This is a genomic window from Streptomyces sp. NPDC048291 (assembly GCF_043201715.1).
GTDB lineage: Bacteria > Actinomycetota > Actinomycetes > Streptomycetales > Streptomycetaceae > Streptomyces.
In genome coordinates this window covers 669,812-690,356 of record NZ_JBICZC010000002.1, presented here as the reverse complement: position 1 = coordinate 690,356, position 20,545 = coordinate 669,812, and the positions used below count along the sequence as shown (strand labels likewise).

Below are 20,545 nucleotides of genomic sequence, written 5' to 3'. Positions count from 1 at the left end.
TTCCTTGTCCGTCCGCACAACACGCGGGAGGGGGTCCGCTCCGAGACTCGGATCATGACCCTGACCGTGACCGGAGTCGGCATCCGTACCGTCCACGACGTGGCCGGGCTCGCGGCCGTGACCGACTACTTCAGCGACGTCTGGCAGACGCCCCGCACCGCCCCGCCCTACCCGGCCGAGGTCCTGCACAGCCTGGTCCACGCGGGCGGCGCCGTGCACGCCGCCTACGACGGCACGCGGCTGGCCGGGGCGGCCGTCGCCGTGTTCGGCCCGGACCGCGACACCTACTCCCTCGTCGCCGCCGCCGACCGGGGCCTCGGGCACGCGGTGAAGCGGGCCCAGCGCGACTGGGCCCTGGACCTGGGCGCCCGCACCATGCGCTGGACCTTCGACCCGCTGGTCGGCCGCAACGCCCGCTTCAACCTGGTCAAGCTGGGCGCCACCGGCACCGAGTACCTCGTCGACTTCTACGGCCCGATGGCCGACGGCGTGAACGACGGCGACGAGAGCGACCGGCTGACGGTGACCTGGGACCTGACGGCGGACCCCGTCGCGCCGTCCGCCACGCCGCCTGCCACGCCGCCTTCCGCGTCGTACGACAGGCACGACGCCCCGGCCAGCCACCGCGGCCCCGACGGTGAGGTCCTCGCCCGCCGCGACCCCGGCGGCCGGGCCGTGTGGTGCCGGGTGCCGGAGGACGTCGTACGGCTGCGGGCCGCCGACCCGGCGCTCGCCCTGCGCTGGCGGTACGCCGTCCGCGAGGTGTTCACGGCGGCCTTCGCCGAGGGCTTCCGGGCCGTGGGGATGTCCAGGGACGGCTGGTACACGCTCGCCCGCACGACGGAGAAGACGGAGGGGATGGCATGAAGCTGGCGCGTGTGGAGATCGTGCAGGTCGCGATCCCGCTGGTCACGCCCTTCCGTACGTCCTTCGGGACCATGACGACGAAGGACACCTTCCTGCTCCACGTCGTCACCGACACCGCCGAGGGCTGGTCGGAGTTCGCCGCCGACCCCGAGCCGCTGTACTGCTCGGAGTTCACGGCCGGCGCGGAGCTCGTGCTGCGCGACTTCCTGGTGCCGCGCGTGGCGGCGCTGCGGGACCTCACCGCCGCCGCGGTCGGCCCGGCGACCGCGAAGATCAAGGGGCACGAGCTGGCCAAGGCCACGCTGGAGACGGCGGTGCTCGACGCGGAGCTGCGGACCTACGGGATGCCGCTGTCGGTGTTCCTGGGATCGGTGCGGGACCGGGTGCCCGCGGGTGTCTCGGTCGGCATCAAGGACTCGGTCGGCGAGCTGCTGGACGACGTCGAGCGGTACCTGGCCGAGGGGTACGTCCGGATCAAGCTGAAGATCGAGCCCGGCTGGGACATCGAGCCGGTCCGGGCGGTGCGCGAGCGGTTCGGGGACGCGCTGCCGCTCCAGGTCGACGCGAACACGGCGTACGGCCTCGCCGACGCGGAGCACCTGCGGCGGCTCGACGAGTTCGGGCTGCTGCTGATCGAGGAGCCGCTGGAGGAGGACAACCTGCACGGCCACGCCCAACTGCAGCGCCGGATCACCACGCCGGTCTGTCTCGACGAGTCCCTGCACGGCGCGCGGGACACGGCGGCCGCGATCGCCATGGACGCGTGCCGGGTGGTGAACGTCAAGCCCGCACGGGTCGGCGGCTATCTGGAGGCCCGCCGCATCCACGACGTGGCCCGCGCCCACGGGGTGCCGGTGTGGTGCGGCGGCATGCTGGAGACCGGGATCGGGCGGGCGCCCAACCTGGCGCTCGCGGCGCTGCCCGGGTTCACGCTGCCGGGCGACACCTCGGCGTCGAGCCGGTACTTCGCCGAGGACATCACCGAGCCGTTCGTCCTGGAGGACGGCCATCTCCCGGTGCCGACCGGTCCCGGGATCGGCATCGAGCCGCTGCCGGACGCACTGCGCCGGTTCACCCGCGGGCGCCGCGAACTGCTCCCGCGCTGACCGGGGCGGGCGGGAGGCGGGCGGGAGGCGCGCGGAAGGTGGGCGGAAGGCGGGCGGAAGGCGGGCGCGGGGCGAGGGCAGGGCGGGGTCGGGGCGGTGGCCTGAACAGGTCGCCGCGTTAGATTGACTCCGTGCTCTCACGTCTCACGCGTCTCCAGGCCGTCGCCGTCTGTGCGGTTCCCGTCGTGGCCCTGATCGGTACGGCCGTCTTCGCGCCGCTGCCGTTCTCGGTGGCCCAGCCCGGGATGACGGCGAACGTGCTCGGCGCCAACAGGGGCACCCCGGTCATCAGCGTCTCCGGGGCGCCCACCCGCACCACCAGCGGGCAGTTGCGGATGACGACGATCGAGGCGACCGGGCCGGACGCGCGGGTCTCGCTCGGCGACGTGATCGGCAACTGGTTCCGGACGGACCGGGCCGTGATGCCGCGCGACTCGGTCTACCCGAGCGGCAACAGCGTCCAGGAGATCGAGCAGCACAACACCGAGCAGATGGAGCAGTCGCAGGACGCGGCGACGCAGGCCGCGCTGAAGTACCTGGACCTGAGCGCGAGCAAGGTCAAGGTGACCCTGAAACTGGCGGACGTGGGCGGGCCGAGCGCGGGGTTGCTGTTCTCGCTCGGGATCATCGACAAGCTGGACGGGAACGGCAGCGGGGGCGATCTCACCGGGGGCCGGAACATCGCCGGCACGGGGACCATCAGCGCGGACGGCGCGGTGGGGGCCGTGGGCGGGGTCGCGCTGAAGACGCAGGCCGCGCGGCGGGACGGGGCGACGGTGTTCCTGGTGCCGAAGGACGAATGCGCCGATGCGAAGGCGGAGTTGCCGAAGGGGCTGAGGTTGGTGCCGGTGACCTCGCTGAAGGGGGCCGTGTCCGGTCTGGTGGCGTTGGAGAACGGGGAAAGCGTTCCGAGCTGTTGAGTTTCGGGTGCGGGCCGGTGGGGGCTGGTCGCGCAGTTCCCCGCGCCCCTATGGGGCGGCGCTGTCCGCCGCTGCCTGTTCCACCAGGGGGATGATCCGCAGCGGAACCGGGTTCTCCATGACGATCGCCGTGGAGGCGCGGACGATGCCCTCGAAGCCGACGACCCGGTCGATCACCCGCTGGAGGTCGGCGTTGGAGCGGGCCACCAGGCGGCACTGCATGTCGCCGGTGCCGGTGGTGGTGTGGAGTTCCAGCACCTCCGGGACGGTCGCCAGGTGTGCCCGTACGTCGGGGCCCTGGCCCTGCCGGATCTGCAGGGTGGCGAACGCGGTGACCGGGTAGCCGAGGGCCGCGGGGTCCACCTGGGGGCCGAACCCCTGGATCACGCCGGTCGACTGGAGCCGGTCCAGGCGCGCCTGCACGGTCCCGCGGGCCACGCCCAGCCTGCGGGACATCTCCAGGACCCCGATGCGGGGCTCCCGGGCCAGCAGCACCAGGATCCGCCCGTCCAGATGATCGATCGCCATGCCCGCCTCCGAGTGGTCACCCTGTACAGAAAGTCCGCCGGTACGGCCGTACCGCTGAGCATATTGCCCAGTGGAAACGACATCTATTGCGCACCTTGTGGGCCGGGTTCACCCTTCGGACATGACGCAGACCACACAGCACACTCCCGACGCGGCCGTCCGGCAGAGCGACCCCTTCCCGGTCAGGGGAATGGACGCGGTCGTCTTCGCCGTGGGCAACGCCAAGCAGGCGGCCCACTACTACTCCACGGCCTTCGGCATGCGGCTGGTCGCGTACTCCGGTCCGGAGACGGGCAGCCGCGAGACCGCGAGCTACGTCATGGAGAACGGCTCGGCGCGGTTCGTCCTCACCTCCGTCGTCCGGGCGGAGACGGAGTGGGGCACCTTCCTGTCCCGGCACGTGGCCGAGCACGGCGACGGGGTCGTCGACCTCGCCATCGAGGTCCCGGACGCCCGCGCCGCGTACGCCTACGCCGTCGAGCACGGCGCGCGGCCGGTGGCCGAGCCCTACGAGCTGAAGGACGAGCACGGCACGGTGGTGCTGGCCGCGATCGCCACGTACGGGGAGACCCGCCACACCCTCGTCGAGCGGACCGGGTACGACGGCCCGTACCTCCCGGGGTTCGTCGCCGCGTCCCCGATCGTCGAACCCCCCGCCCACCGCACCTTCCAGGCCGTCGACCACTGCGTCGGCAACGTCGAACTCGGCCGGATGAACGAATGGGTCGGCTTCTACAACAAGGTCATGGGCTTCACGAACATGAAGGAGTTCGTGGGCGACGACATCGCCACCGAGTACAGCGCGCTGATGTCGAAGGTGGTCGCCGACGGCACCCTCAAGGTCAAGTTCCCGATCAACGAACCGGCGATCGCGAAGAAGAAGTCGCAGATCGACGAGTACCTGGAGTTCTACGGCGGGGCCGGCGTCCAGCACATCGCGCTCAACACCAACGACATCGTCCAGACGGTACGGACCATGCGCGCGGCCGGCGTCGAGTTCCTGGACACCCCGGGCAGCTACTACGACACCCTCGGTGAGTGGGTCGGCGACACCCGCGTCCCGGTCGGCACCCTGCGCGAGCTGAAGATCCTCGCCGACCGCGACGAGGACGGCTACCTGCTCCAGATCTTCACCAAGCCGGTCCAGGACCGTCCGACGGTCTTCTTCGAGATCATCGAACGCCACGGCTCCATGGGCTTCGGCAAGGGCAACTTCAAGGCCCTCTTCGAAGCGATCGAACGGGAACAGGACCGCCGCGGCAACCTGTGAGCCGAAGGGATCGGGCGGCGGTCAGCCCGGGAGGGGTTCCTCCGGCGGCTGGCCGCCCAGCGCCGTGAGGGCGGCGTGGGCCGCCGGGGTCTGCAGCGGGGAGAAGTACGGGTTGGTCCGCAGGGCGTCCTGGAGGTGGCGGCGGGCCGGCGCCTCCAGGTCGAGGTCTTGTTCGATCATGCCCCGGTGGAAGGCGTACAGCGCGCTGCGCACCCCGCCGCCCTTCGTGGAGTCCGTCGCGATCGAGGCGTAGCCCAGCGCCTCCTTGTCGTCGCCCGCCCGGTGCAGCGCCCACCCCAGGGAGTCCGCGACCTCGATGCCGGGCTGGCGCTCCCACTCGGCGGTCAGCCGCTCCACCGCCTCCTGGACGTCCCCGTGGTCCGCCTCGTACCGCCCGATCACCAGATCGTCGTCGACCCCGGACTCCAGCTCCCGCCGCACCTGCGTGCGCATCAGCTCGTACTGCGCCTCCGCCTGCTGCCCCATCCCCAGCGACTCGTACAACTCGCCGAACTCCAGGGCGACCTGCGGGGTCGGCCGGTGCGCGAGTGACCCCTGGTAGGCGGTCAGCGCCTCCTGCGTCCGGCCCAGCGCGGCCAGCGCCCGCCCCTGCCCGGCCCGCGCGGCCGACTGGTCGGGGTCCAGGCGTACGGCGGCCGTGAAGTGCCGCAGCGCGTCCTCCCGGTCGCCCCGCTCCCAGGCCAGCTGCCCGGCCTGGCACAGGTACGCGGCCTGCTCGGCGGGCGTCCGGGCGGCCGCCGCCGCGTCGGTCACCTGGGCCGCCGCGTCCTCGCGCCAGCCCCGGTCCCGGTACACGGCGGAGGCCCGCGCCATCACCGCCGGCTTCACGTCGGCCCCGACCTTCAGCGCCATCAGCTTGTCCAGCGCGGACCGGGCCGCCTTGTAGTCGCCGAGCCCGTTGTAGGCGTCGATCAGCACCGGGTACGCCGACCACCGCTTCGGCGCCGCCTTCAGCGCGTCCTCGCCGTACCGCCGGGCGCCCGCGAAGTCCCGGCGCGCCACGGCCAGCCCCGCCAGTCCGCCCAGCGCCTCGGTGTCGTTCTTCCCGGCCGCCTTGAGGGAGGTCTGCAACGCGCGTTCGGCGCGCGGATAGTCGCCGGTGTCGGCGGTCCGGCGCGCCCGCTCGACGTAGGCGGCCCCGAGCACCGCCCAGGCCGCCGCGTCCTTCGGGTGCGCCCGCACCCGCGCCTCGCGGGCGCCGATCAGCGTCGTGAGGTCGGGCAGCGCGGCGGGCAGGCCGCTCAGGACGGCCGTCTGCGCCGCCGCGAGGGCCGCCGCCCGCGCGGCCGTCTGGGCCCGCGGCCCGGCGGCCGGGGCCGGTGCGGCGCGGTGCGGCTCGTGCGGCCACAGCAGCAGCGTGCCGCCGGCCGCCACCCCGGCCGACAGCGCGACGGTCAGCAGCCGTACCAGCACCCGGCCGCGGCGGCGCGGTGGCGCCGGTTCCGGGAGAAGCGAGGTGGCGGGTGGGGACGGTCGGTTATCCAGCGCGCACATGTCGGACACTGTGCGTCAATACGACGACCGCATCCGGGCGGCCCAAGGACGGCACCTGTGGGGTTCACACCGATGGCCCCGGGTGCGACGCTGTGATCATGAGCCGTATCGAAGCGCCTCGGGACGAGGCCACCAGCAACCTCACCGACCGGCTCCTCGCGGGTCTGCCGGCCGACGCGGTTCTCGTCGACCCCGACGTGACCGCCTCCTACGCCAACGACATGGCGAGCTTCTGTCCGGCCGGCACCCCGGCCGTCGTCGTGCTGCCGCGCACGGTCGAGCAGGTCCAGCACGTCATGCGCGTCGCCACCGAACTGCGCGTCCCGGTCGTCCCGCAGGGCGCCCGCACCGGCCTGTCCGGCGCGGCCAACGCCACCGACGGCTGCATCGTGCTCTCCCTGACCAGGATGGACCGGATCCTGGAGATCTCCGCGGTGGACCGCATCGCGGTCGTCGAGCCGGGCGTCGTCAACGCCGCCTTCTCCCGCGCGGTCGAGGAACACGGCCTCTCCTACCCGCCGGACCCCTCCAGCTGGGAGATGTGCACGATCGGCGGCAACATCGGGACCGCGTCGGGCGGCCTGTGCTGCGTGAAGTACGGGGTGACCGCCGAGTACGTGCTGGGCCTGGACGTCGTCCTCGCCGACGGCCGCCTGCTGTCCACCGGCCGCCGTACCGCGAAGGGGGTCGCGGGGTACGACCTCACCCGCCTCTTCGTCGGCTCCGAGGGCTCGCTCGGCGTCGTGGTGCGGGCCGTGCTCGCGCTGAAGCCCAAGCCGCCGCAGCAGCTGGTGCTGGCCGCCGAGTTCGGCTCCGTGGCCGCCGCCTGCGCGGCGGTGTGCCGGATCATGGAGGGCGGCCATGTGCCGTCCCTGCTCGAACTGATGGACCGCACGACCGTGAAGGCGGTCAACGAACTCACCCGCATGGGCCTGCCGGAGTCCACCGAGGCGCTGCTGCTCGCCGCCTTCGACACCCCGGACCCGGCCGCCGACCTCGCCGCCGTCGGCAGGCTCTGCGAGGACGCGGGCGCCACCCAGGTGGTCCCGGCCGACGACGCCGCCGAGTCCGAACTCCTGCTCCAGGCCCGCCGGTCCTCGCTCGTCGCCCTGGAGGCAGTCAAGGGCACCACCATGATCGACGACGTGTGCGTGCCCCGGTCCCGGCTCGGCGACATGATCGAGGGCGTCGAGCGCATCGCGGCCAAGCACCGGCTGACCATCGGGGTCGTCGCGCACGCCGGCGACGGCAACACCCACCCCACGGTCTGCTTCGACGCCCAGGACGCCGACGAATGCCGCCGCGCCCGCGAGTCCTTCGACGAGATCATGGGCCTCGGCCTGGAACTCGGCGGCACCATCACCGGCGAGCACGGCGTGGGCGTCCTGAAGAAGGAGTGGCTGGCCAGGGAGATCGGGCCGGTGGGAGTGGAGATGCAGCGGGCCGTGAAACACGTCTTCGACCCGCTGGGCATCCTCAATCCCGGCAAGCTGTTCTGATCCCATCCGCCGGCGGCCTCACTGGGCGAGCAGCTGGTCGAGCGCGTCGTCGATCCCGAGCTGCCCGCCCTCACTCCCCGGGGGCACCACCCGCAGCGTCCGCTCAAGCCAGGCGGACACCTGGGGGATCGGGGCTTCGAGCAGGGCGTCGCCGTCGGGCGAACTCAGCGCCATCAGCACGACGCTGCGGCCCTCCACCTTCGTCGGCCACACCCGTACGTCCCCCTGCCCGCACGGCCGGAACACCCCCTCCACGAGCAGGTCGCGGGCGAAGGTCCAGTTGACGGGTTGCTCGGAGTTGATGTGGAAGCTGACGTGCACGGCGTACGGGTCGTCGGAGCGGTAGGTCAGCCGGGCCGGGACCGGGATGCTCCGCTCGGGTGACAGGATGAGCCGCAGCTCCAGTTCACGTTCCACCACGGTGTGATGCATGACGTGCGTTTCCTCTCTCGGACAGTCGTGCGGGCGCCTGCGGGTGGGCCCGTACGAGTGGAGAGCGGCTGGGGCCGCGAGCATTACGCGGGTTCCGGGAAATTTTTTTCCGCCGCGGTGACCGGTGCGGTGAAGGAGGTGCACAGGGCTGCCCGGAAAGGGGCGGGTCCTGCGGGACTGGCGGTGCCGGGCATCCGGGTCTGATAGATGTGGAGCCTCCCACACGACCCCCGAGCAGATACGGGATGACGGACATGACCGCCCCAACCCCGGCACCCGGTGACGAACGGCCCCGCGAGGGCTACTACCCGGACCCGTCCATCCCCGGCTACGTCCGTTACTGGAACGGCGCCGCGTGGGTGCCGGGCACCAGCCGCCCGGCCCCGTCCGACGGCGAACCGCTCGTCCCGCCGCCGGGGTCGCACCCGGCGGGGCCCGCGGCCCCGGCGGCGGTCGAGGAGACCGGCCCGCACTTCTTCGACGAGGACCCGCAGCCGGGCGGCGCGTCCGGCTGGACGGCGGAGGGGAGCGCCTGGGGCAACGACCCCCGGGCGGCGGGCTCCCCGGCCCGGCCGGACGACCGGTCGGCCCGCACGGACGGCACGGCGTCGATCCCGCCGGCGGACCAGGCGGACCAGGCGGACCGGACGGACCAGGGGGGCCAGGGGGACCTCGACTCAGGCGGCACGTTCATCTTCCGCAGGCCGACGGTCGGCCCGGCGGGCAGCCCGCCGCCCATGGACGACGGCACGCTGACCTTCCGGCCGGTCCGGGGCGAGGGCACGCCGAACCCCGGTGGCCCGGGCGCCGCGGGTACCGGTACGCAGGGCCCGGTCAGTGCTCCCGGCACCGCGGGTCCCGCCGGTTCCGCGCGCCCCGGCTTCGGCGCCGGAAAGGCGGCAGCCGCCCGCGCCGCCGCGGCCCAGCCGCCTTCTGCCCAGCCCCCGGCGCCCGCCGCGGCTCCCCAGCCCGCCGCCCCGCACGCCGTCGCCCCGGCCGTGCCCCCGCAGCAGTCCGCCGCGCCCCAGTCCCCGATGGCCTCCGCCGCTCCGATGGCCGCCGGCGCCGGCGGCGGGCAGTCCTCCTGGGCCCAGCAGGTGCACCAGCTCGCCGGTGACCCGCAGGCCGCCCCCTGGAAGCCGCCGGTGGAGGACGTCTTCCAGGCGGCCGCCCGGCGGCAGGCGGCGGCCCGGCCGGCCGGACTCGGCAAGCGGTTCGCGGCCCGGCTCGTCGACAGCCTGGTCGTCGGCGCGGTGACCGCGGCGGCCGCCGTGCCGTTCGCGGCCAAGGCCGCCGACCACGTGCAGCACAAGATCGACGTGGCCAAGCTCTCCGGCCGTACCGAGACCGTCTGGCTGCTGGACGGCACGACCGGCGTGTACCTCGGCATCGTGCTCGCCGTCCTGCTCGTCGCCGGCGTCCTCTACGAGGTGCTGCCGACCGCCAAGTGGGGCCGCACGCTCGGCAAGAAGCTGTTCGGCCTGGAGGTACGGGACATCGAGGGCCACGAGCCGCCCGCCTTCGGTGCCGCGCTGCGCCGCTGGCTGGTGTACACCGTGCCCGGCCTGCTCGGCATCGGGATCCTCGGCGTCGCCTGGTGCCTGTTCGACCGCCCCTGGCACCAGTGCTGGCACGACAAGGCGGCGCACACCTTCGTCGCCGGCTGAGCGCTTCGCCGGCGGCGCCGTGAGGTGCCGTCCTTCGTCCGCGGCGTCGTCGTGGCCGGTCGCGCAGTTCCCGCGCCCCTTTCGGGGCGCTGCCGTTCGGCCCGTTCGGAGCGGTCGTACCCCGTACGGCCGCTCGCCGGATGCGGGCCCGGCCGCGTCGCGGTGCACTCGGGCCATGAGCACCGAACCGCCCCCGCCCCCGGGCTCGGGAGAGCCGCCGGAGGACGATCCGTTCAGGAAGCAGCCCCCGCCGGGCCCGAGCGAGGGCGGGGGAGAGAGCCAGGGGCCGGGCTCGGGCTCGCCGTACGACACCCCCTACGGCGGCTCGCAGCCCCCGCCGCCCTCCTACGGCGGCGGCCCCTACGGCGCGGGCGGCGGCCCCTACGGAGGCGGCGGCGGTACCGGTGGCTACCCGGCCGATCCGCTCGCCGGGATGCCGCCCCTCGCCGACAGCGGCAGGCGCACCCTCGCACGGATCATCGACATGATCCTGGTGGGCATCGTGGTCGTCCTGCTCACCCTGGCGTTCGGGGTGAGCGAGTACCAGATGGACGGCGACAAGATCTCGGCCGGCCGGTCCCTCGCCCAGTCGCTCGTCGCCGCCGTCCTGTTCGTCGCGTACGACACCCTGCTGATCGCCAGGTCGGGGCAGACCCTCGGCATGAAGTGGCTCGGCATGCGGGTCGCCAACCTGTCCGACGGCTCCACCCCCTCCACCCAGACCTCGCTGCTGCGCGCCCTGGTGCTGTGGGTGCCGTTCGCCTTCTGCTGCGCCTGCATCTGGACGGTGATCTGCGGCGGCTGGAGCTTCTTCGACAAGCCGTACAAACAGGGGCTGCACGACAAGGCCGCGAAGACGGTCGTGGTCAGCACGGGCTCGTAGCGGGGCCTCGGTACCGGGGGCCGCCGGTACCGGGGGCGGCCGGTACCGGGGGCGCACAAGCAGTCGGCGGGTCCGTCAGTCTCACGGACCCGCCGACTTCACTGGTGTGCGTGTGTCAGGGCGCGGTGGGCTCCCGCACGGGTTCGGCCGTGGCGGCGGCCACGGTCTCCCGGTGCAGGGGCACCCGCACCTCGGGCGGTGCGATCGGGGCGGGCAGGGACTGTGCGACCGTGCGCGGCCGGGGGAGCGGGACCGTCATGGCCACCAGCAGTCCCAGACCGAGCGCGGCGAGCGCGATGACCGCGATCCCGATGCCCGAACTCGTCTGTGACAGCAGCAGCATGGCGAGCGTCGAGCAGATCACGGTGGCCGAACCGTAGACGAGCTGTGCCGGGGTCGGACGAGGCATGGCAATCGTGTCCTCGGAAGATTTGGGGGTGAGACGGGGAACCGGCCTTGGTTTCCACCGGCTTCCGGACGTTCCACCGTTCGACTCTATTCGCGTGCATGCCCGAGAGGAACGTCCGGTAAGCGTGACCTAACCCACGGTACCGGTGCACAGGGGGCGCACGGTCGCATGGCATACGGCAACCGGAGGCATATGCGCGCCGGTTGGGTGAGGCCGTTCCGGGGTACCCGGGCGCCCCGGCGTCCGTAAAGCGAACTTCCGCTCCGCATAGTGCAGTTGAACGCTCTGAGTCAAGGTCTGTCTTTTCTCGTAAACCAGTAGTCAAATATCGTCACTTGAATCGACGCGTTGAACGTGCGCGCACGGACCCCCAACCATCACCCGGTCCTCCTTGCCGTGCGCGCGGCGCGGGGGAGGAACTCAAGTGACCAGCAGACCCTGGACGTTCCGAGCGCTCGCCGTCGGCGTGACGCTCGCGACCGCCTCCGTAGGCTTCGCCACCTTCGCGGTCGCGGCGTCCACGACTCCGGCGGCGACCACCGCCACCGTCGACCGGCACGACCCGTCGACGAAGCAGGAGGAGCACAACCTCGACGGCCCCCTGAGCAAGACCCAGGAGGCCCAGCGCCAGGAAGCCCTCGACCAGGTCATATCCGGCAAGGCCCAGGTCAAGGACCGCGACGGTTCCAAGGTCGTCCAGCTCAAGGGCAAGAAGGGCGACAGCAAGTACGTCGAACTCGGCCGCGAGAAGACGGACAGGATCTTCACGATCCTGGTGGAGTTCGGCGACCAGACCGACCCCCGGTACAACGGCACGGCCGGCCCGCTGCACAACCAGATAGCCGCGCCGGACCGCACCAAGGACAACTCCACGGCCTGGCAGGCGGACTACAACCAGCAGCACTTCCAGGACCTCTACTTCGGCACCGGCAAGAGCACCGAGTCGCTGAAGAAGTACTACGAGAAGCAGTCCTCGGGCCGCTACTCGGTCGACGGCGAGGTGACCGACTGGGTCAAGGTCCCCTACAACGAGGCCCGTTACGGCAACAACGCCTGCGGCTCCACCACCTGCTCCAGCGTCTGGAACCTGGTGAAGGACGGCGTGAACGCCTGGGTCGCCGACCAGGAGGCGGCCGGCGTGTCCGCCGCCGACATCAAGACGGACCTCGCGCAGTACGACCAGTGGGACCGTTACGACTACGACGGCGACGGCAACTTCAACGAGCCCGACGGCTACATCGACCACTTCCAGATCGTGCACGCCGGCGAGGACGAGTCCGCGGGCGGCGGCGCCCAGGGCACCGACGCGATCTGGGCGCACCGCTGGTACGCCTTCGGCACCGACGCCGGCGCCACCGGCCCGGCCGACAACAAGCTCGGCGGCACCCAGGTCGGCGACACCGGCATCTGGGTCGGCGACTACACGATGCAGCCGGAGAACGGCGGACTCGGCGTCTACGCCCACGAGTACGGCCACGACCTCGGCCTGCCGGACGAGTACGACACCGACGGCGGCGAGAACTCCACCGGTTTCTGGACCCTGATGTCCTCCGGTTCCTGGCTGGGCACCGGCAAGGAGGCCATCGGTGACCTGCCCGGCGACATGAACGCCTGGGACAAGCTCCAGCTCGGCTGGCTCAACTACGACGTGGCCAAGGCCGGCACGAAGTCCAGCCACAAGCTGGGCGTCGCCGAGTACAACACGAAGAACAAGCAGGCCCTCGTGGTCACCCTCCCCGACAAGGCGGTCACGACCACGGTCGTGACCCCGGCCGAGGGCTCGACCCAGTGGTGGAGCGGCAGCGGCGACAACCTCAAGAACACGCTGACCCGTGACGTCGACCTGACCGGCAAGTCGTCGGCCACGCTGTCGCTCGACGGCTGGTACGACATCGAGTCGGGCTACGACTACCTCTACACCGAGGTCTCCACCGACGGCGGCGCCAACTGGACCGCCCTGGACGGCACGGTCGACGGTGCCGCCCTCCCGCGCGACGGCAGCGACAAGCCGGCGCTCACCGGTTCGATCGCCGCGTACGCCAAGCTGGCGTACCCGCTGGACGCCTACGCGGGCCAGAAGATCCAGCTCCGCTTCCGCTACCAGACCGACGGCGGTGTGGCGCTGAAGGGCTTCGCGGCCGACGAGATCACGCTGACCGCGGACGGCTCGACCCTCTTCTCCGACAGCGCGGAGTCCGCGGACGCGGCTTGGTCCGCCTCCGGCTTCTCCCGCATCGGCGCGTCCTTCACCAAGGACTACGCGCAGTACTACATCGCGGAGAACCGCCAGTACGTGTCGTACGACAAGACCCTCAAGACCGGTCCGTACAACTTCGGCTTCTCGACGACCCGTCCGGACTGGGTGGAGCACTACCCGTACCAGAACGGCCTGTTGATCTGGAAGTGGGACACCTCCCAGGCGGACAACAACACGCACACGGGCGACGGCGGTCACCCGGGCACCGGTCTGATCCTCCCGATCGACTCGCACCCGACGGCCATGAAGTGGTCCGACGGCACGCTGATGCGTAACCGCATCCAGGCCTACGACTCGCCGTTCAGCCTCTACGCGAGCGACGGCATCACCCTCCACAAGGCGGACGTGGCGACGAAGATCAGGCAGTCCTCCGGGGTGTCTGTCTTCAACGACCACAAGAGCGACTACTACGACGCCTCGAACCCGGCCGCCGGTGTCAAGATCACTGACACCAACACGAAGATCAACATCGTGACGGAGGCCCGGGACGGCTCGACGATCTCCCTCCAGGTCGGCCCCGCGGTGAAGTAATCCGCATTTCCGCAGGTCAGACACGTATCGGCGGCGACCCCTTGGCGGGTCGCCGCCGCTCGTGCTTAGGTGCGTCCTGTGGCTTTCTTATTGACACCGACGCACACGGGGGTGTGACCGCATGACCGCAGGAGGGTTCTGCAAGCTGCCGAACGGCAGGGTGGTGGTGGCGCTCAACCTGCCCAGTCCCGCCACCGCGGACGGCCCGTCCGCCGTCCGCGTACTCGTCCACGCCCAGAACCGCGCCCGCGCCCTGACCCGGCTCCGCAACCTCGGCATGCGAGCGGTCTACCTGCGCGGCAACGCCGCCCCGCCGACCCCGGACGAGATCACCGCCGTCCTCCACCACCCCGACGGCCTCATATGGCGAACGGCCCCTGACAACGGTGTCACGGCCCTCGAACTCTGGAGACCCATCAAATCCCTCCTCCGAAGACCAACCCCAGCCTGACCCGGTCCGGCACCGCCGGATTCCAGCGTCGTGGCGGTGCGCCGCTGCGGCGGGAAGAGGGCGACGGGGCTGAACACTGATCGCCCCCCTGCAGCCCACCCAGGGGCGCGGGGAACTGCGCGGCCGGCCCCCACCGGCCCGCAGGTGGTCATCGGCCGGTTCGGCGCCGCCGGTTCCGCCGTCGTGGCGGAGCGCCGCTGCGGCGGAAATCGATGTGACCGGCGGAAAGAGGTCTGCGCGGGCAAGAGGTGAGGTGGGCGGAGGGGAAGGGCTCGGTCCTCAGACCACCGGCTTGCCGGTGAGTTCCACGCCTGCTGTGCGGAGTTCTTCGAGGGCGCGTTCCGTGGTGGCCTCGGCCACGCCCGCCGTGAGGTCGAGGAGGACCTGGGTGCGGAAGCCCTCCCGCACGGCGTCCAGGGCGGTAGCCCTCACGCAGTGGTCGGTGGCGATGCCGACCACGTCGACCTCGTCGATCTTCCGCGCCCGCAGCCACTCCGCCAGCTTGACCCCGTTCTCGTCGACGCCCTCGAAGCCGCTGTACGCCGCCGAGTACGCCCCCTTGCTGAACACCGCGTCCACCGCGCCGGAGGCGACCGCCGGGGCGAAGTTCGGATGGAAGCCCACGCCCTCCGTGCCGGCGACACAGTGCGCCGGCCAGCTGTGCACGTAGTCCGGGTTGTCGGCGAAGTGGCCGCCCGGCGCGATGTGGTGGTCGCGGGTCGCCACCACGTGGCGGTAGCCGGCGGGCGCCTGCCCGATCAGCTCCGTGATCGCGGCGGCCACATCGGCCCCGCCGGCCACCGCGAGGCTGCCCCCCTCGCAGAAGTCGTTCTGCACATCGACGACGATCAAGGCGCGGCGCATGGTGGATGTCCTTCGCTATCGGTAGCGGGTCCGTCGACGGGGGAGACGCGGAAAGAAGGGGTGCGGGCCCGGCCTGAACCTCCGAGCGTAGAGACTTACGGGGGCGTAGGGGAGGGGGCTTTGCAGGGCGCGTACGCGGGCACCCGCTCTAGCTACCCGAGCGCCCCTGCGCGTACTCCGTCGGAATGACCGGTTCCCCGCGCGAGAGCTGGGTCGCGGAGAGCGGCAGGTTCGCCCGTGCCGCCTGGTGCCGGGCCCGGGACGCGTCCAGCGGCTCGCGGGCGACGACCTCGCCTGACTTCACCAGTTCGATCAGGAGCTGCCGGTCGACCAGGCCGGCCGGGACCTCGCCGGTGCCGACCACCTCGGCCTCCGCCACCCCGTCGGCGTCCAGCCGCCGCGCCGCCCACTTGCGCCCGCCGACGGACGTCTTCCCGCCGGTCGACTTCTTGGCGACCGGCACCAGCGGCGCTTTCGGGTCGGCGGACTCGGCACGCGCGACCAGCTTGTAGACCATGGAGCAGGTGGGGTGCCCGGAGCCGGTCACCAGCTGGGTGCCGACGCCGTACGCGTCCACCGGGGCGGCGGCCAGCGAGGCGATGGCGTACTCGTCGAGGTCGGAGGTCACGGTGATGCGGGTGTGCGTCGCGCCCAGCTCGTCCAGCTGCTGGCGCACCCGGTGCGCGACGAGGAGCAGGTCCCCGGAGTCGATGCGGACCGCGCCCAGCTCGGGCCCGGCCACCTCCACGGCCGTACGGACCGCCTCGGCGACGTCGTAGGTGTCGACGAGCAGGGTGGTGCCCCGGCCCAGCGAGTCGACCTGGGCGCGGAAGGCGTCCCGCTCGTGGTCGTGGAGCAGGGTGAAGGCGTGGGCGCTCGTCCCCACCGTCGGGATGCCGTAGCGGAAGCCGGCGGCGAGGTCGGAGGTGGTGGCGAAGCCGCCGACGTAGGCGGCGCGGGAGGCGGCGACGGCGGCCAGCTCGTGGGTGCGGCGGGCGCCCATCTCGATCAGCGGGCGGTTTCCGGCGGCCGAGGACATCCGGGAGGCGGCGGCCGCGATGGCGGAGTCGTGGTTGAGGATGGAGAGGATCACGGTCTCCAGCAGCACGCACTCGGCGAAGGACCCCTCGACCCGCATGATCGGCGAGCCCGGGAAGTAGACCTCGCCCTCCGGGTAGCCCCAGATGTCGCCGCTGAAGCGGTAGCCGGCGAGCCACTCCAGGGTCGGCCCGTCGACGATGTTCCGCTCCGCCAGGAAGTCGAGGACGTCCGTGTCGAAGCGGAAGTTCTCGACCGCGTCCAGGACGCGTCCGGTGCCCGCCACGACGCCGTAGCGGCGCCCTTCCGGCAGCCGCCGGGTGAAGACCTCGAAGACGCTGCGCCGCTCGGCCGTACCCGCCTTCAGGGCGGCCTGCAGCATCGTCAGCTCGTACTGGTCCGTGAAGAGCGCCGTCGACGGGACGTCCACCGGCAGCCCAAGGTCCGCAGTGTTCATGGCGAAGATGCTACACCCCTTCGCGTCAGTGTGACGATTTGTGGGGCCCGTGGCAGCATGGGCCTTGTGACGTCACCCGCTCCCGTAGAGATCGAACGCACCGAGTCGGCGGAGGAGACCTTCGCCGTCCCCGAGCCCGACGTCCCGTGGATCACGCTCGTCCACAACGATCCCGTCAACCTCATGAGCTACGTGACGTACGTCTTCCAGACGTACTTCGGCTATCCCAAGGACAAGGCCACCAAGCTCATGCTGGACGTCCACCACAAGGGCCGCGCGGTCGTCTCCAGCGGCAGCCGCGAGGAGATGGAGCGCGACGTGCAGGCGATGCACGGCTACGGCCTGTGGGCCACCCTCCAGCAGGACCGGAAGTAGCGCCCTTCTCCGCCCGGCCCTTCTCCGCCCGGCCCTTCTCCGCCCGGCCCCGACCGGCTCCTCCTCGATCAGCTCCGGAAGCAGCGAATCCACTCCATGCCAGGAATCTTCGAACCGCTCCCCGGCGGCGGCGCGGCCGTCGCGCTCGACGACGTCGAGATCTCCATCATCCGGTCGCTGGCCGTCCAGCTCCTGGAGCTCATCGGTCCGGGGCCCGCCGAGGACGCCCCCGCCGACCCGCTCGCCGAGCTCTTCGCCGAGGGCCCGAGCGAGGCACCCGCCGATCCCGTGCTGCGCCGGCTCTTCCCGGACGCCTACGGGGACCCGGAGCGGCTCCCGCAGTCCCCGGAGGAGGCCGAGGAGCGGCAGGCGCACTCCGCGGAGTTCCGCCGCTACACCGAGAACGACCTCAGGGCCGGCAAGCGGGAGACCGCCCTCGCGGTGATCCGCTGCCTCGACTCGCTCGCCCCGGGGGAGAAGGGCGAGGCGGTCCTGAAGCTGTCGCCCGAGGAGTCCCGGCAGTGGCTCGGCGCCCTCACCGACCTGCGCCTCGCGATCGGCTGCCGCCTCGACATCACCGACGAGGACGACACCGACCTCCTCTACCGGCTCCCGGACGAGGACCCGCGCAAGCCGATGGTGATGGCGTACCTGTGGCTCGGCGGCCTCCAGGAAACCCTGGTCGCGACCCTTATGCCGTAGTACGCCCCGATTTCCTGCCGGTTCCGCGTTCGCTCAGAGGACGCTCAAATCCGGATAACGATCCCGTCACCGTTGCGGCCTGATATGACCGTTTCGGCCGCACTATGTCCGCTTCTTCCAGTGGTGTGCGCCACAATCCCTCTCGGCGGAACCCGGTGATCAGTGTTGCGCCCGTGATAAATCTTCACGACCGCCCGGCGAGCACCACCCACGTGCACGCCGGGTGCGCCACCGAACCGGCCACCACCGGTCAGGCACCGCTCCAGCAATCCGGGGGGATCGAAACCCGATCCGAGGCCGACGAGAGGCCCGGGTCGGCATGGAGAAAGGCGCACACCACACATGACCTCCGCTCAGGTCGACACGTCGGGGAGTTCCGCGAACTCCCCGGAAGGCTCCGAAGAGGGGTACGAGCGCGGGCTCGGCAGCCGCCAGGTCCAGATGATCGCCATCGGCGGCGCCATCGGCGTCGGGCTCTTCCTGGGCGCCGGGGCGAACATCGCCAAGGCCGGCCCCAGCCTCATCCTGATGTACGCCCTCGCCGGCGGCATCATCTTCTTCATCATGCGAGCCCTCGGCGAGCTCCTGCTCTACCGCCCGGTCTCCGGCTCCTTCGCCGAGTACTCCCGGGAGTTCCTCGGCCCGTTCTTCGGCTACTTCACCGGCTGGACGTACTGGCTGATGTGGGTCGTCACCGGCATGGCCGAGCTGACGGCCGCCGCGATCTACGTGAACTACTGGTTCCCGCAGGTCCCGCAGTGGGTGACGGCCCTGGTCTTCCTGGTGGTCCTCTTCGGGGTCAACCTGATCTCCGTGAAGGTCTTCGGAGAGCTGGAGTTCTGGTTCTCCATGGTCAAGGTCACCGCCCTGATCGGCATGATCGTGATCGGTCTCGGCGTCCTCACCTTCGGCTTCAGCTCCGCCGGTGACACCGCGTCGGTCGCCAACCTCTACCAGTTCGACGGCTTCTTCCCCAAGGGCGTCGGCTCCTCCCTGATGACCCTTCAGGGCGTCATGTTCGCCTACCTCGCGGTCGAGCTGGTCGGCGTCACCGCCGGCGAGTCGGAGAACCCGGAGAAGACCCTCCCCAAGGCGATCAACACCCTCCCCTGGCGCATCGCCCTCTTCTACGTCGGCGCGCTCACCGTCATCCTGTGCGTCGTCAAGTGGACGGAGTTCGCCCCCGGCGTCTCCCCGTTCGTCGCCGCCTTCGCGAAGATCGGCATCCCGGCCGGCGCCGGCATCGTCAACTTCGTCGTGCTGACCGCCGCCCTGTCCTCCTGCAACTCCGGCATGTACTCCACGGGCCGCATGCTGCGGAACCTGGCCGACAGCGGCGAGGCCCCGGCCGTCTTCCGCAAGCTGTCCGCGTCGAAGACCCCGGCGTTCGGCATCACCGTCTCGGTCCTCTTCATGGGCATCGGCGTGATCCTCAACTACGTCGTCCCGGAGAAGGCGTTCGGCTACGTCACCTCCGTCGCCACCGCGGCCGGCATCTGGACCTGGCTGATGATCCTGATCAGCCACGTCCTCTACCGCCGCGCGGTCGACGCGGGCCGCCTGCCGGCCTCCGCCTTCCCGGCCCCCGGCGGCGCCAAGTGCAGCTGGATCGCCATCGCCTTCCTCCTCTTCGTCACCTGCCTGATCGCGTACGACGGCGACTCCCGGGTCTGCCTGTACGTGATGGCCGGCTGGGCCGCCGCGCTCGGCGTGGGCTGGCTGGTCCTGAAGAACCGCAACCCCGAGGTCGCCGAGCGCCGCGAGCCGGCACCGCTGGAGAAGGTGAACTGACCAACCCCTCCGGGACGCCCGCCGCGGGGAGCACTCGTGGCGCCCCCCTGCGGCAGCCGCTCAGGGCGTCCGGCATCCGGGCCGTCCCGTACCAGCCTTCGGTACGGGGCGGCCCCTTGCTTATCCTGGCCAGCATGCTGACCATCACCCAGGCCCTCGTCGACCAGATCGTCGCCCACGCGCGCAAGGACCACCCGGACGAGGCGTGCGGTGTCGTCGCCGGGCCGGCGGGCTCCGACCGCCCCGAGCGCTTCATCCCCATGCTCAACGCGGCGATGTCCCCGACGTTCTACGAGTTCGACTCCGGCGACCTGCTCAGGCTCTACCGCGAGATGGACGACCGCGACGAGGAGCCGGTGGTCGTCTACCACTCCCACACGGCCACGGAGGCGTACCCGTCCCGGACGGACATCTCGTACGCCAACGAGCCCGGCGCCCACTACGTCCTCGTCTCCACCGCCGACACCGACGGCCTCGGCGACTTCCAGTTCCGCTCGTACCGCATCGTGGAGGGTGAGGTGACGGAAGAAGAGGTCACGATCGTCGAGGCGTACTGACGCGCCCCGCTTGTGGTCGACGCTTCCCCTTCTTTCCGCCGCGACGGCGCTCAGCCGCGACGGCGGATTCCGGCGGTGCCGGACCGGCCGGTGGGCACCTGCGGCCCGGTGGGGGCCGGTCGCGCAGTTCCCCGCGCCCCTTCACGTGGGCCGGCGGGACCCTCGTCTCAAAGTGCGGTCAGAATCCGTCCAGCATCCGGAATCACACTCCGGAACCGGTACCGGGAATCGATACGATGACCCCATGGTTCTGAAGGACGTGAGCGAGAGGGCGCCGGGCAGCATGCTCGTGGCGCGGCTGCACGTCGACCTGTGCAGGCTGAACAGCGCCATCTGTTGACGTTTCCCTGCCGCCGTACGGCCATGAGCCGCGGCGTGCTGCTGTGCGCGCCCAACCACCCCAGACTTTCCGACAGGAGCCCGCGA

20 protein-coding genes are annotated in these 20,545 nt (G+C 71.5%); 14 read left to right on the top strand and 6 right to left on the bottom strand.

Features of this window, described 5'->3' with window-relative positions; all coding sequences use genetic code 11:
* The first annotated feature begins 54 nt into the window (after nucleotides 1–54).
* The 3 genes from ACGF5O_RS07435 (at nucleotide 55) to ACGF5O_RS07425 (ending at nucleotide 2,893) form a co-directional block, all read left to right on the top strand.
* Nucleotides 55–867, top strand: a complete 813-nt coding sequence (locus ACGF5O_RS07435) for a chorismate synthase (RefSeq protein ID WP_393808920.1) — start codon at nucleotides 55–57, stop codon at nucleotides 865–867.
* Complete coding sequence (gene menC, locus ACGF5O_RS07430; RefSeq protein ID WP_393808919.1) at nucleotides 864–1,973, top strand: o-succinylbenzoate synthase; 1,110 nt, start codon at nucleotides 864–866, stop codon at nucleotides 1,971–1,973. The genes ACGF5O_RS07435 and menC overlap by 4 nt, the downstream gene beginning before the upstream one ends.
* Before the next feature lie 131 nt (nucleotides 1,974–2,104).
* Nucleotides 2,105–2,893 carry a S16 family serine protease gene (locus ACGF5O_RS07425; RefSeq protein ID WP_393808918.1) on the top strand — a complete coding sequence of 263 codons (789 nt, stop codon included), beginning with the start codon at nucleotides 2,105–2,107 and terminating at the stop codon, nucleotides 2,891–2,893.
* 48 nt (nucleotides 2,894–2,941) lie between these two features.
* Here the strand turns inward: ACGF5O_RS07425 and ACGF5O_RS07420 are convergent, their stop codons facing one another.
* Nucleotides 2,942–3,421 (bottom strand): Lrp/AsnC family transcriptional regulator, encoded by a 480-nt coding sequence (locus tag ACGF5O_RS07420; RefSeq protein WP_393808917.1) that lies wholly within the window; start codon nucleotides 3,419–3,421, stop codon nucleotides 2,942–2,944.
* Between the two features lie 121 nt (nucleotides 3,422–3,542).
* Between ACGF5O_RS07420 and hppD the strand changes: the two genes are divergently transcribed.
* Complete coding sequence (gene hppD / locus ACGF5O_RS07415; RefSeq protein ID WP_393808916.1) at nucleotides 3,543–4,691, top strand: 4-hydroxyphenylpyruvate dioxygenase; 1,149 nt, start codon at nucleotides 3,543–3,545, stop codon at nucleotides 4,689–4,691.
* A gap of 21 nt (nucleotides 4,692–4,712) precedes the next feature.
* Here the strand turns inward: hppD and ACGF5O_RS07410 are convergent, their stop codons facing one another.
* The gene (locus tag ACGF5O_RS07410) at nucleotides 4,713–6,206 is read right to left on the bottom strand and encodes a tetratricopeptide repeat protein (RefSeq protein ID WP_393808915.1); all 1,494 of its coding nucleotides are present in this window, start codon (nucleotides 6,204–6,206) and stop codon (nucleotides 4,713–4,715) included.
* 92 nt (nucleotides 6,207–6,298) lie between these two features.
* Here ACGF5O_RS07410 and ACGF5O_RS07405 point away from each other — a divergent pair, with 92 nt between their 5' ends.
* Nucleotides 6,299–7,705, top strand: a complete 1,407-nt coding sequence (locus tag ACGF5O_RS07405; RefSeq protein WP_393808914.1) for an FAD-binding oxidoreductase — start codon at nucleotides 6,299–6,301, stop codon at nucleotides 7,703–7,705.
* Between the two features lie 18 nt (nucleotides 7,706–7,723).
* Here the strand turns inward: ACGF5O_RS07405 and ACGF5O_RS07400 are convergent, their stop codons facing one another.
* The gene (locus tag ACGF5O_RS07400) at nucleotides 7,724–8,137 is read right to left on the bottom strand and encodes an SsgA family sporulation/cell division regulator (protein WP_393808913.1); all 414 of its coding nucleotides are present in this window, start codon (nucleotides 8,135–8,137) and stop codon (nucleotides 7,724–7,726) included.
* A gap of 254 nt (nucleotides 8,138–8,391) precedes the next feature.
* On the opposite strand from ACGF5O_RS07400, the gene ACGF5O_RS07395 reads away from it, so the two are divergent.
* Both ACGF5O_RS07395 and ACGF5O_RS07390 read left to right on the top strand, forming a co-directional pair.
* Complete coding sequence (locus tag ACGF5O_RS07395; protein WP_393808912.1) at nucleotides 8,392–9,804, top strand: RDD family protein; 1,413 nt, start codon at nucleotides 8,392–8,394, stop codon at nucleotides 9,802–9,804.
* 175 nt (nucleotides 9,805–9,979) lie between these two features.
* Nucleotides 9,980–10,687 (top strand): RDD family protein, encoded by a 708-nt coding sequence (locus ACGF5O_RS07390; RefSeq protein WP_393808911.1) that lies wholly within the window; start codon nucleotides 9,980–9,982, stop codon nucleotides 10,685–10,687.
* A 115-nt stretch (nucleotides 10,688–10,802) separates the two neighbouring features.
* On the opposite strand, the gene ACGF5O_RS07385 is transcribed toward ACGF5O_RS07390, so the two are convergent.
* Nucleotides 10,803–11,096: a hypothetical protein gene (locus ACGF5O_RS07385; protein ID WP_393808910.1), complete on the bottom strand. Its 294-nt coding sequence runs from the start codon at nucleotides 11,094–11,096 to the stop codon at nucleotides 10,803–10,805.
* 424 nt (nucleotides 11,097–11,520) lie between these two features.
* Between ACGF5O_RS07385 and ACGF5O_RS07380 the strand changes: the two genes are divergently transcribed.
* Both ACGF5O_RS07380 and ACGF5O_RS07375 read left to right on the top strand, forming a co-directional pair.
* Nucleotides 11,521–13,884: an immune inhibitor A domain-containing protein gene (locus ACGF5O_RS07380; protein WP_393808909.1), complete on the top strand. Its 2,364-nt coding sequence runs from the start codon at nucleotides 11,521–11,523 to the stop codon at nucleotides 13,882–13,884.
* 121 nt (nucleotides 13,885–14,005) lie between these two features.
* Complete coding sequence (locus ACGF5O_RS07375) at nucleotides 14,006–14,335, top strand: hypothetical protein (RefSeq protein WP_393808908.1); 330 nt, start codon at nucleotides 14,006–14,008, stop codon at nucleotides 14,333–14,335.
* 279 nt (nucleotides 14,336–14,614) lie between these two features.
* On the opposite strand, the gene ACGF5O_RS07370 is transcribed toward ACGF5O_RS07375, so the two are convergent.
* Both ACGF5O_RS07370 and ACGF5O_RS07365 read right to left on the bottom strand, forming a co-directional pair.
* Complete coding sequence (locus ACGF5O_RS07370) at nucleotides 14,615–15,199, bottom strand: isochorismatase family protein (protein ID WP_393808907.1); 585 nt, start codon at nucleotides 15,197–15,199, stop codon at nucleotides 14,615–14,617.
* 148 nt (nucleotides 15,200–15,347) lie between these two features.
* Nucleotides 15,348–16,694, bottom strand: a complete 1,347-nt coding sequence (locus ACGF5O_RS07365) for a nicotinate phosphoribosyltransferase (protein WP_393808906.1) — start codon at nucleotides 16,692–16,694, stop codon at nucleotides 15,348–15,350.
* A gap of 57 nt (nucleotides 16,695–16,751) precedes the next feature.
* On the opposite strand from ACGF5O_RS07365, the gene clpS reads away from it, so the two are divergent.
* From clpS to ACGF5O_RS07340, 5 genes are all read left to right on the top strand, one after another.
* Nucleotides 16,752–17,069 carry an ATP-dependent Clp protease adapter ClpS gene (gene clpS, locus ACGF5O_RS07360; protein WP_362586408.1) on the top strand — a complete coding sequence of 106 codons (318 nt, stop codon included), beginning with the start codon at nucleotides 16,752–16,754 and terminating at the stop codon, nucleotides 17,067–17,069.
* A 96-nt stretch (nucleotides 17,070–17,165) separates the two neighbouring features.
* Nucleotides 17,166–17,771, top strand: coding sequence for a DUF2017 domain-containing protein (locus ACGF5O_RS07355; protein WP_393808905.1), 606 nt, complete (start codon nucleotides 17,166–17,168; stop codon nucleotides 17,769–17,771).
* A gap of 342 nt (nucleotides 17,772–18,113) precedes the next feature.
* Nucleotides 18,114–19,562 carry an amino acid permease gene (locus ACGF5O_RS07350; protein WP_393808904.1) on the top strand — a complete coding sequence of 483 codons (1,449 nt, stop codon included), beginning with the start codon at nucleotides 18,114–18,116 and terminating at the stop codon, nucleotides 19,560–19,562.
* Between the two features lie 134 nt (nucleotides 19,563–19,696).
* Nucleotides 19,697–20,119, top strand: a complete 423-nt coding sequence (locus ACGF5O_RS07345; RefSeq protein WP_393808903.1) for a Mov34/MPN/PAD-1 family protein — start codon at nucleotides 19,697–19,699, stop codon at nucleotides 20,117–20,119.
* Between the two features lie 244 nt (nucleotides 20,120–20,363).
* On the top strand, nucleotides 20,364–20,459 hold the full coding sequence (locus ACGF5O_RS07340) for a putative leader peptide (RefSeq protein WP_362586420.1): 96 nt from the start codon (nucleotides 20,364–20,366) through the stop codon (nucleotides 20,457–20,459).
* Nucleotides 20,460–20,545: the final 86 nt, after the last annotated feature.

Coding starts and splice junctions, on each gene's coding strand:
- ACGF5O_RS07365 (WP_393808906.1), bottom strand. CDS start 16,694: ATGAACACTGCGGACCTTGGGCTGCCGGTGGACGTCCCGTCGACGGCG.
- ACGF5O_RS07410 (WP_393808915.1), bottom strand. CDS start 6,206: ATGTGCGCGCTGGATAACCGACCGTCCCCACCCGCCACCTCGCTTCTC.
- clpS (WP_362586408.1), top strand. CDS start 16,752: ATGGGCCTTGTGACGTCACCCGCTCCCGTAGAGATCGAACGCACCGAG.
- ACGF5O_RS07390 (WP_393808911.1), top strand. CDS start 9,980: ATGAGCACCGAACCGCCCCCGCCCCCGGGCTCGGGAGAGCCGCCGGAG.
- ACGF5O_RS07375 (WP_393808908.1), top strand. CDS start 14,006: ATGACCGCAGGAGGGTTCTGCAAGCTGCCGAACGGCAGGGTGGTGGTG.
- hppD (WP_393808916.1), top strand. CDS start 3,543: ATGACGCAGACCACACAGCACACTCCCGACGCGGCCGTCCGGCAGAGC.
- ACGF5O_RS07395 (WP_393808912.1), top strand. CDS start 8,392: ATGACCGCCCCAACCCCGGCACCCGGTGACGAACGGCCCCGCGAGGGC.
- ACGF5O_RS07420 (WP_393808917.1), bottom strand. CDS start 3,421: ATGGCGATCGATCATCTGGACGGGCGGATCCTGGTGCTGCTGGCCCGG.
- ACGF5O_RS07355 (WP_393808905.1), top strand. CDS start 17,166: ATGCCAGGAATCTTCGAACCGCTCCCCGGCGGCGGCGCGGCCGTCGCG.
- ACGF5O_RS07340 (WP_362586420.1), top strand. CDS start 20,364: ATGGTTCTGAAGGACGTGAGCGAGAGGGCGCCGGGCAGCATGCTCGTG.
- ACGF5O_RS07350 (WP_393808904.1), top strand. CDS start 18,114: ATGACCTCCGCTCAGGTCGACACGTCGGGGAGTTCCGCGAACTCCCCG.
- ACGF5O_RS07370 (WP_393808907.1), bottom strand. CDS start 15,199: ATGCGCCGCGCCTTGATCGTCGTCGATGTGCAGAACGACTTCTGCGAG.
- ACGF5O_RS07345 (WP_393808903.1), top strand. CDS start 19,697: ATGCTGACCATCACCCAGGCCCTCGTCGACCAGATCGTCGCCCACGCG.
- ACGF5O_RS07385 (WP_393808910.1), bottom strand. CDS start 11,096: ATGCCTCGTCCGACCCCGGCACAGCTCGTCTACGGTTCGGCCACCGTG.
- ACGF5O_RS07400 (WP_393808913.1), bottom strand. CDS start 8,137: ATGCATCACACCGTGGTGGAACGTGAACTGGAGCTGCGGCTCATCCTG.
- menC (WP_393808919.1), top strand. CDS start 864: ATGAAGCTGGCGCGTGTGGAGATCGTGCAGGTCGCGATCCCGCTGGTC.
- ACGF5O_RS07435 (WP_393808920.1), top strand. CDS start 55: ATGACCCTGACCGTGACCGGAGTCGGCATCCGTACCGTCCACGACGTG.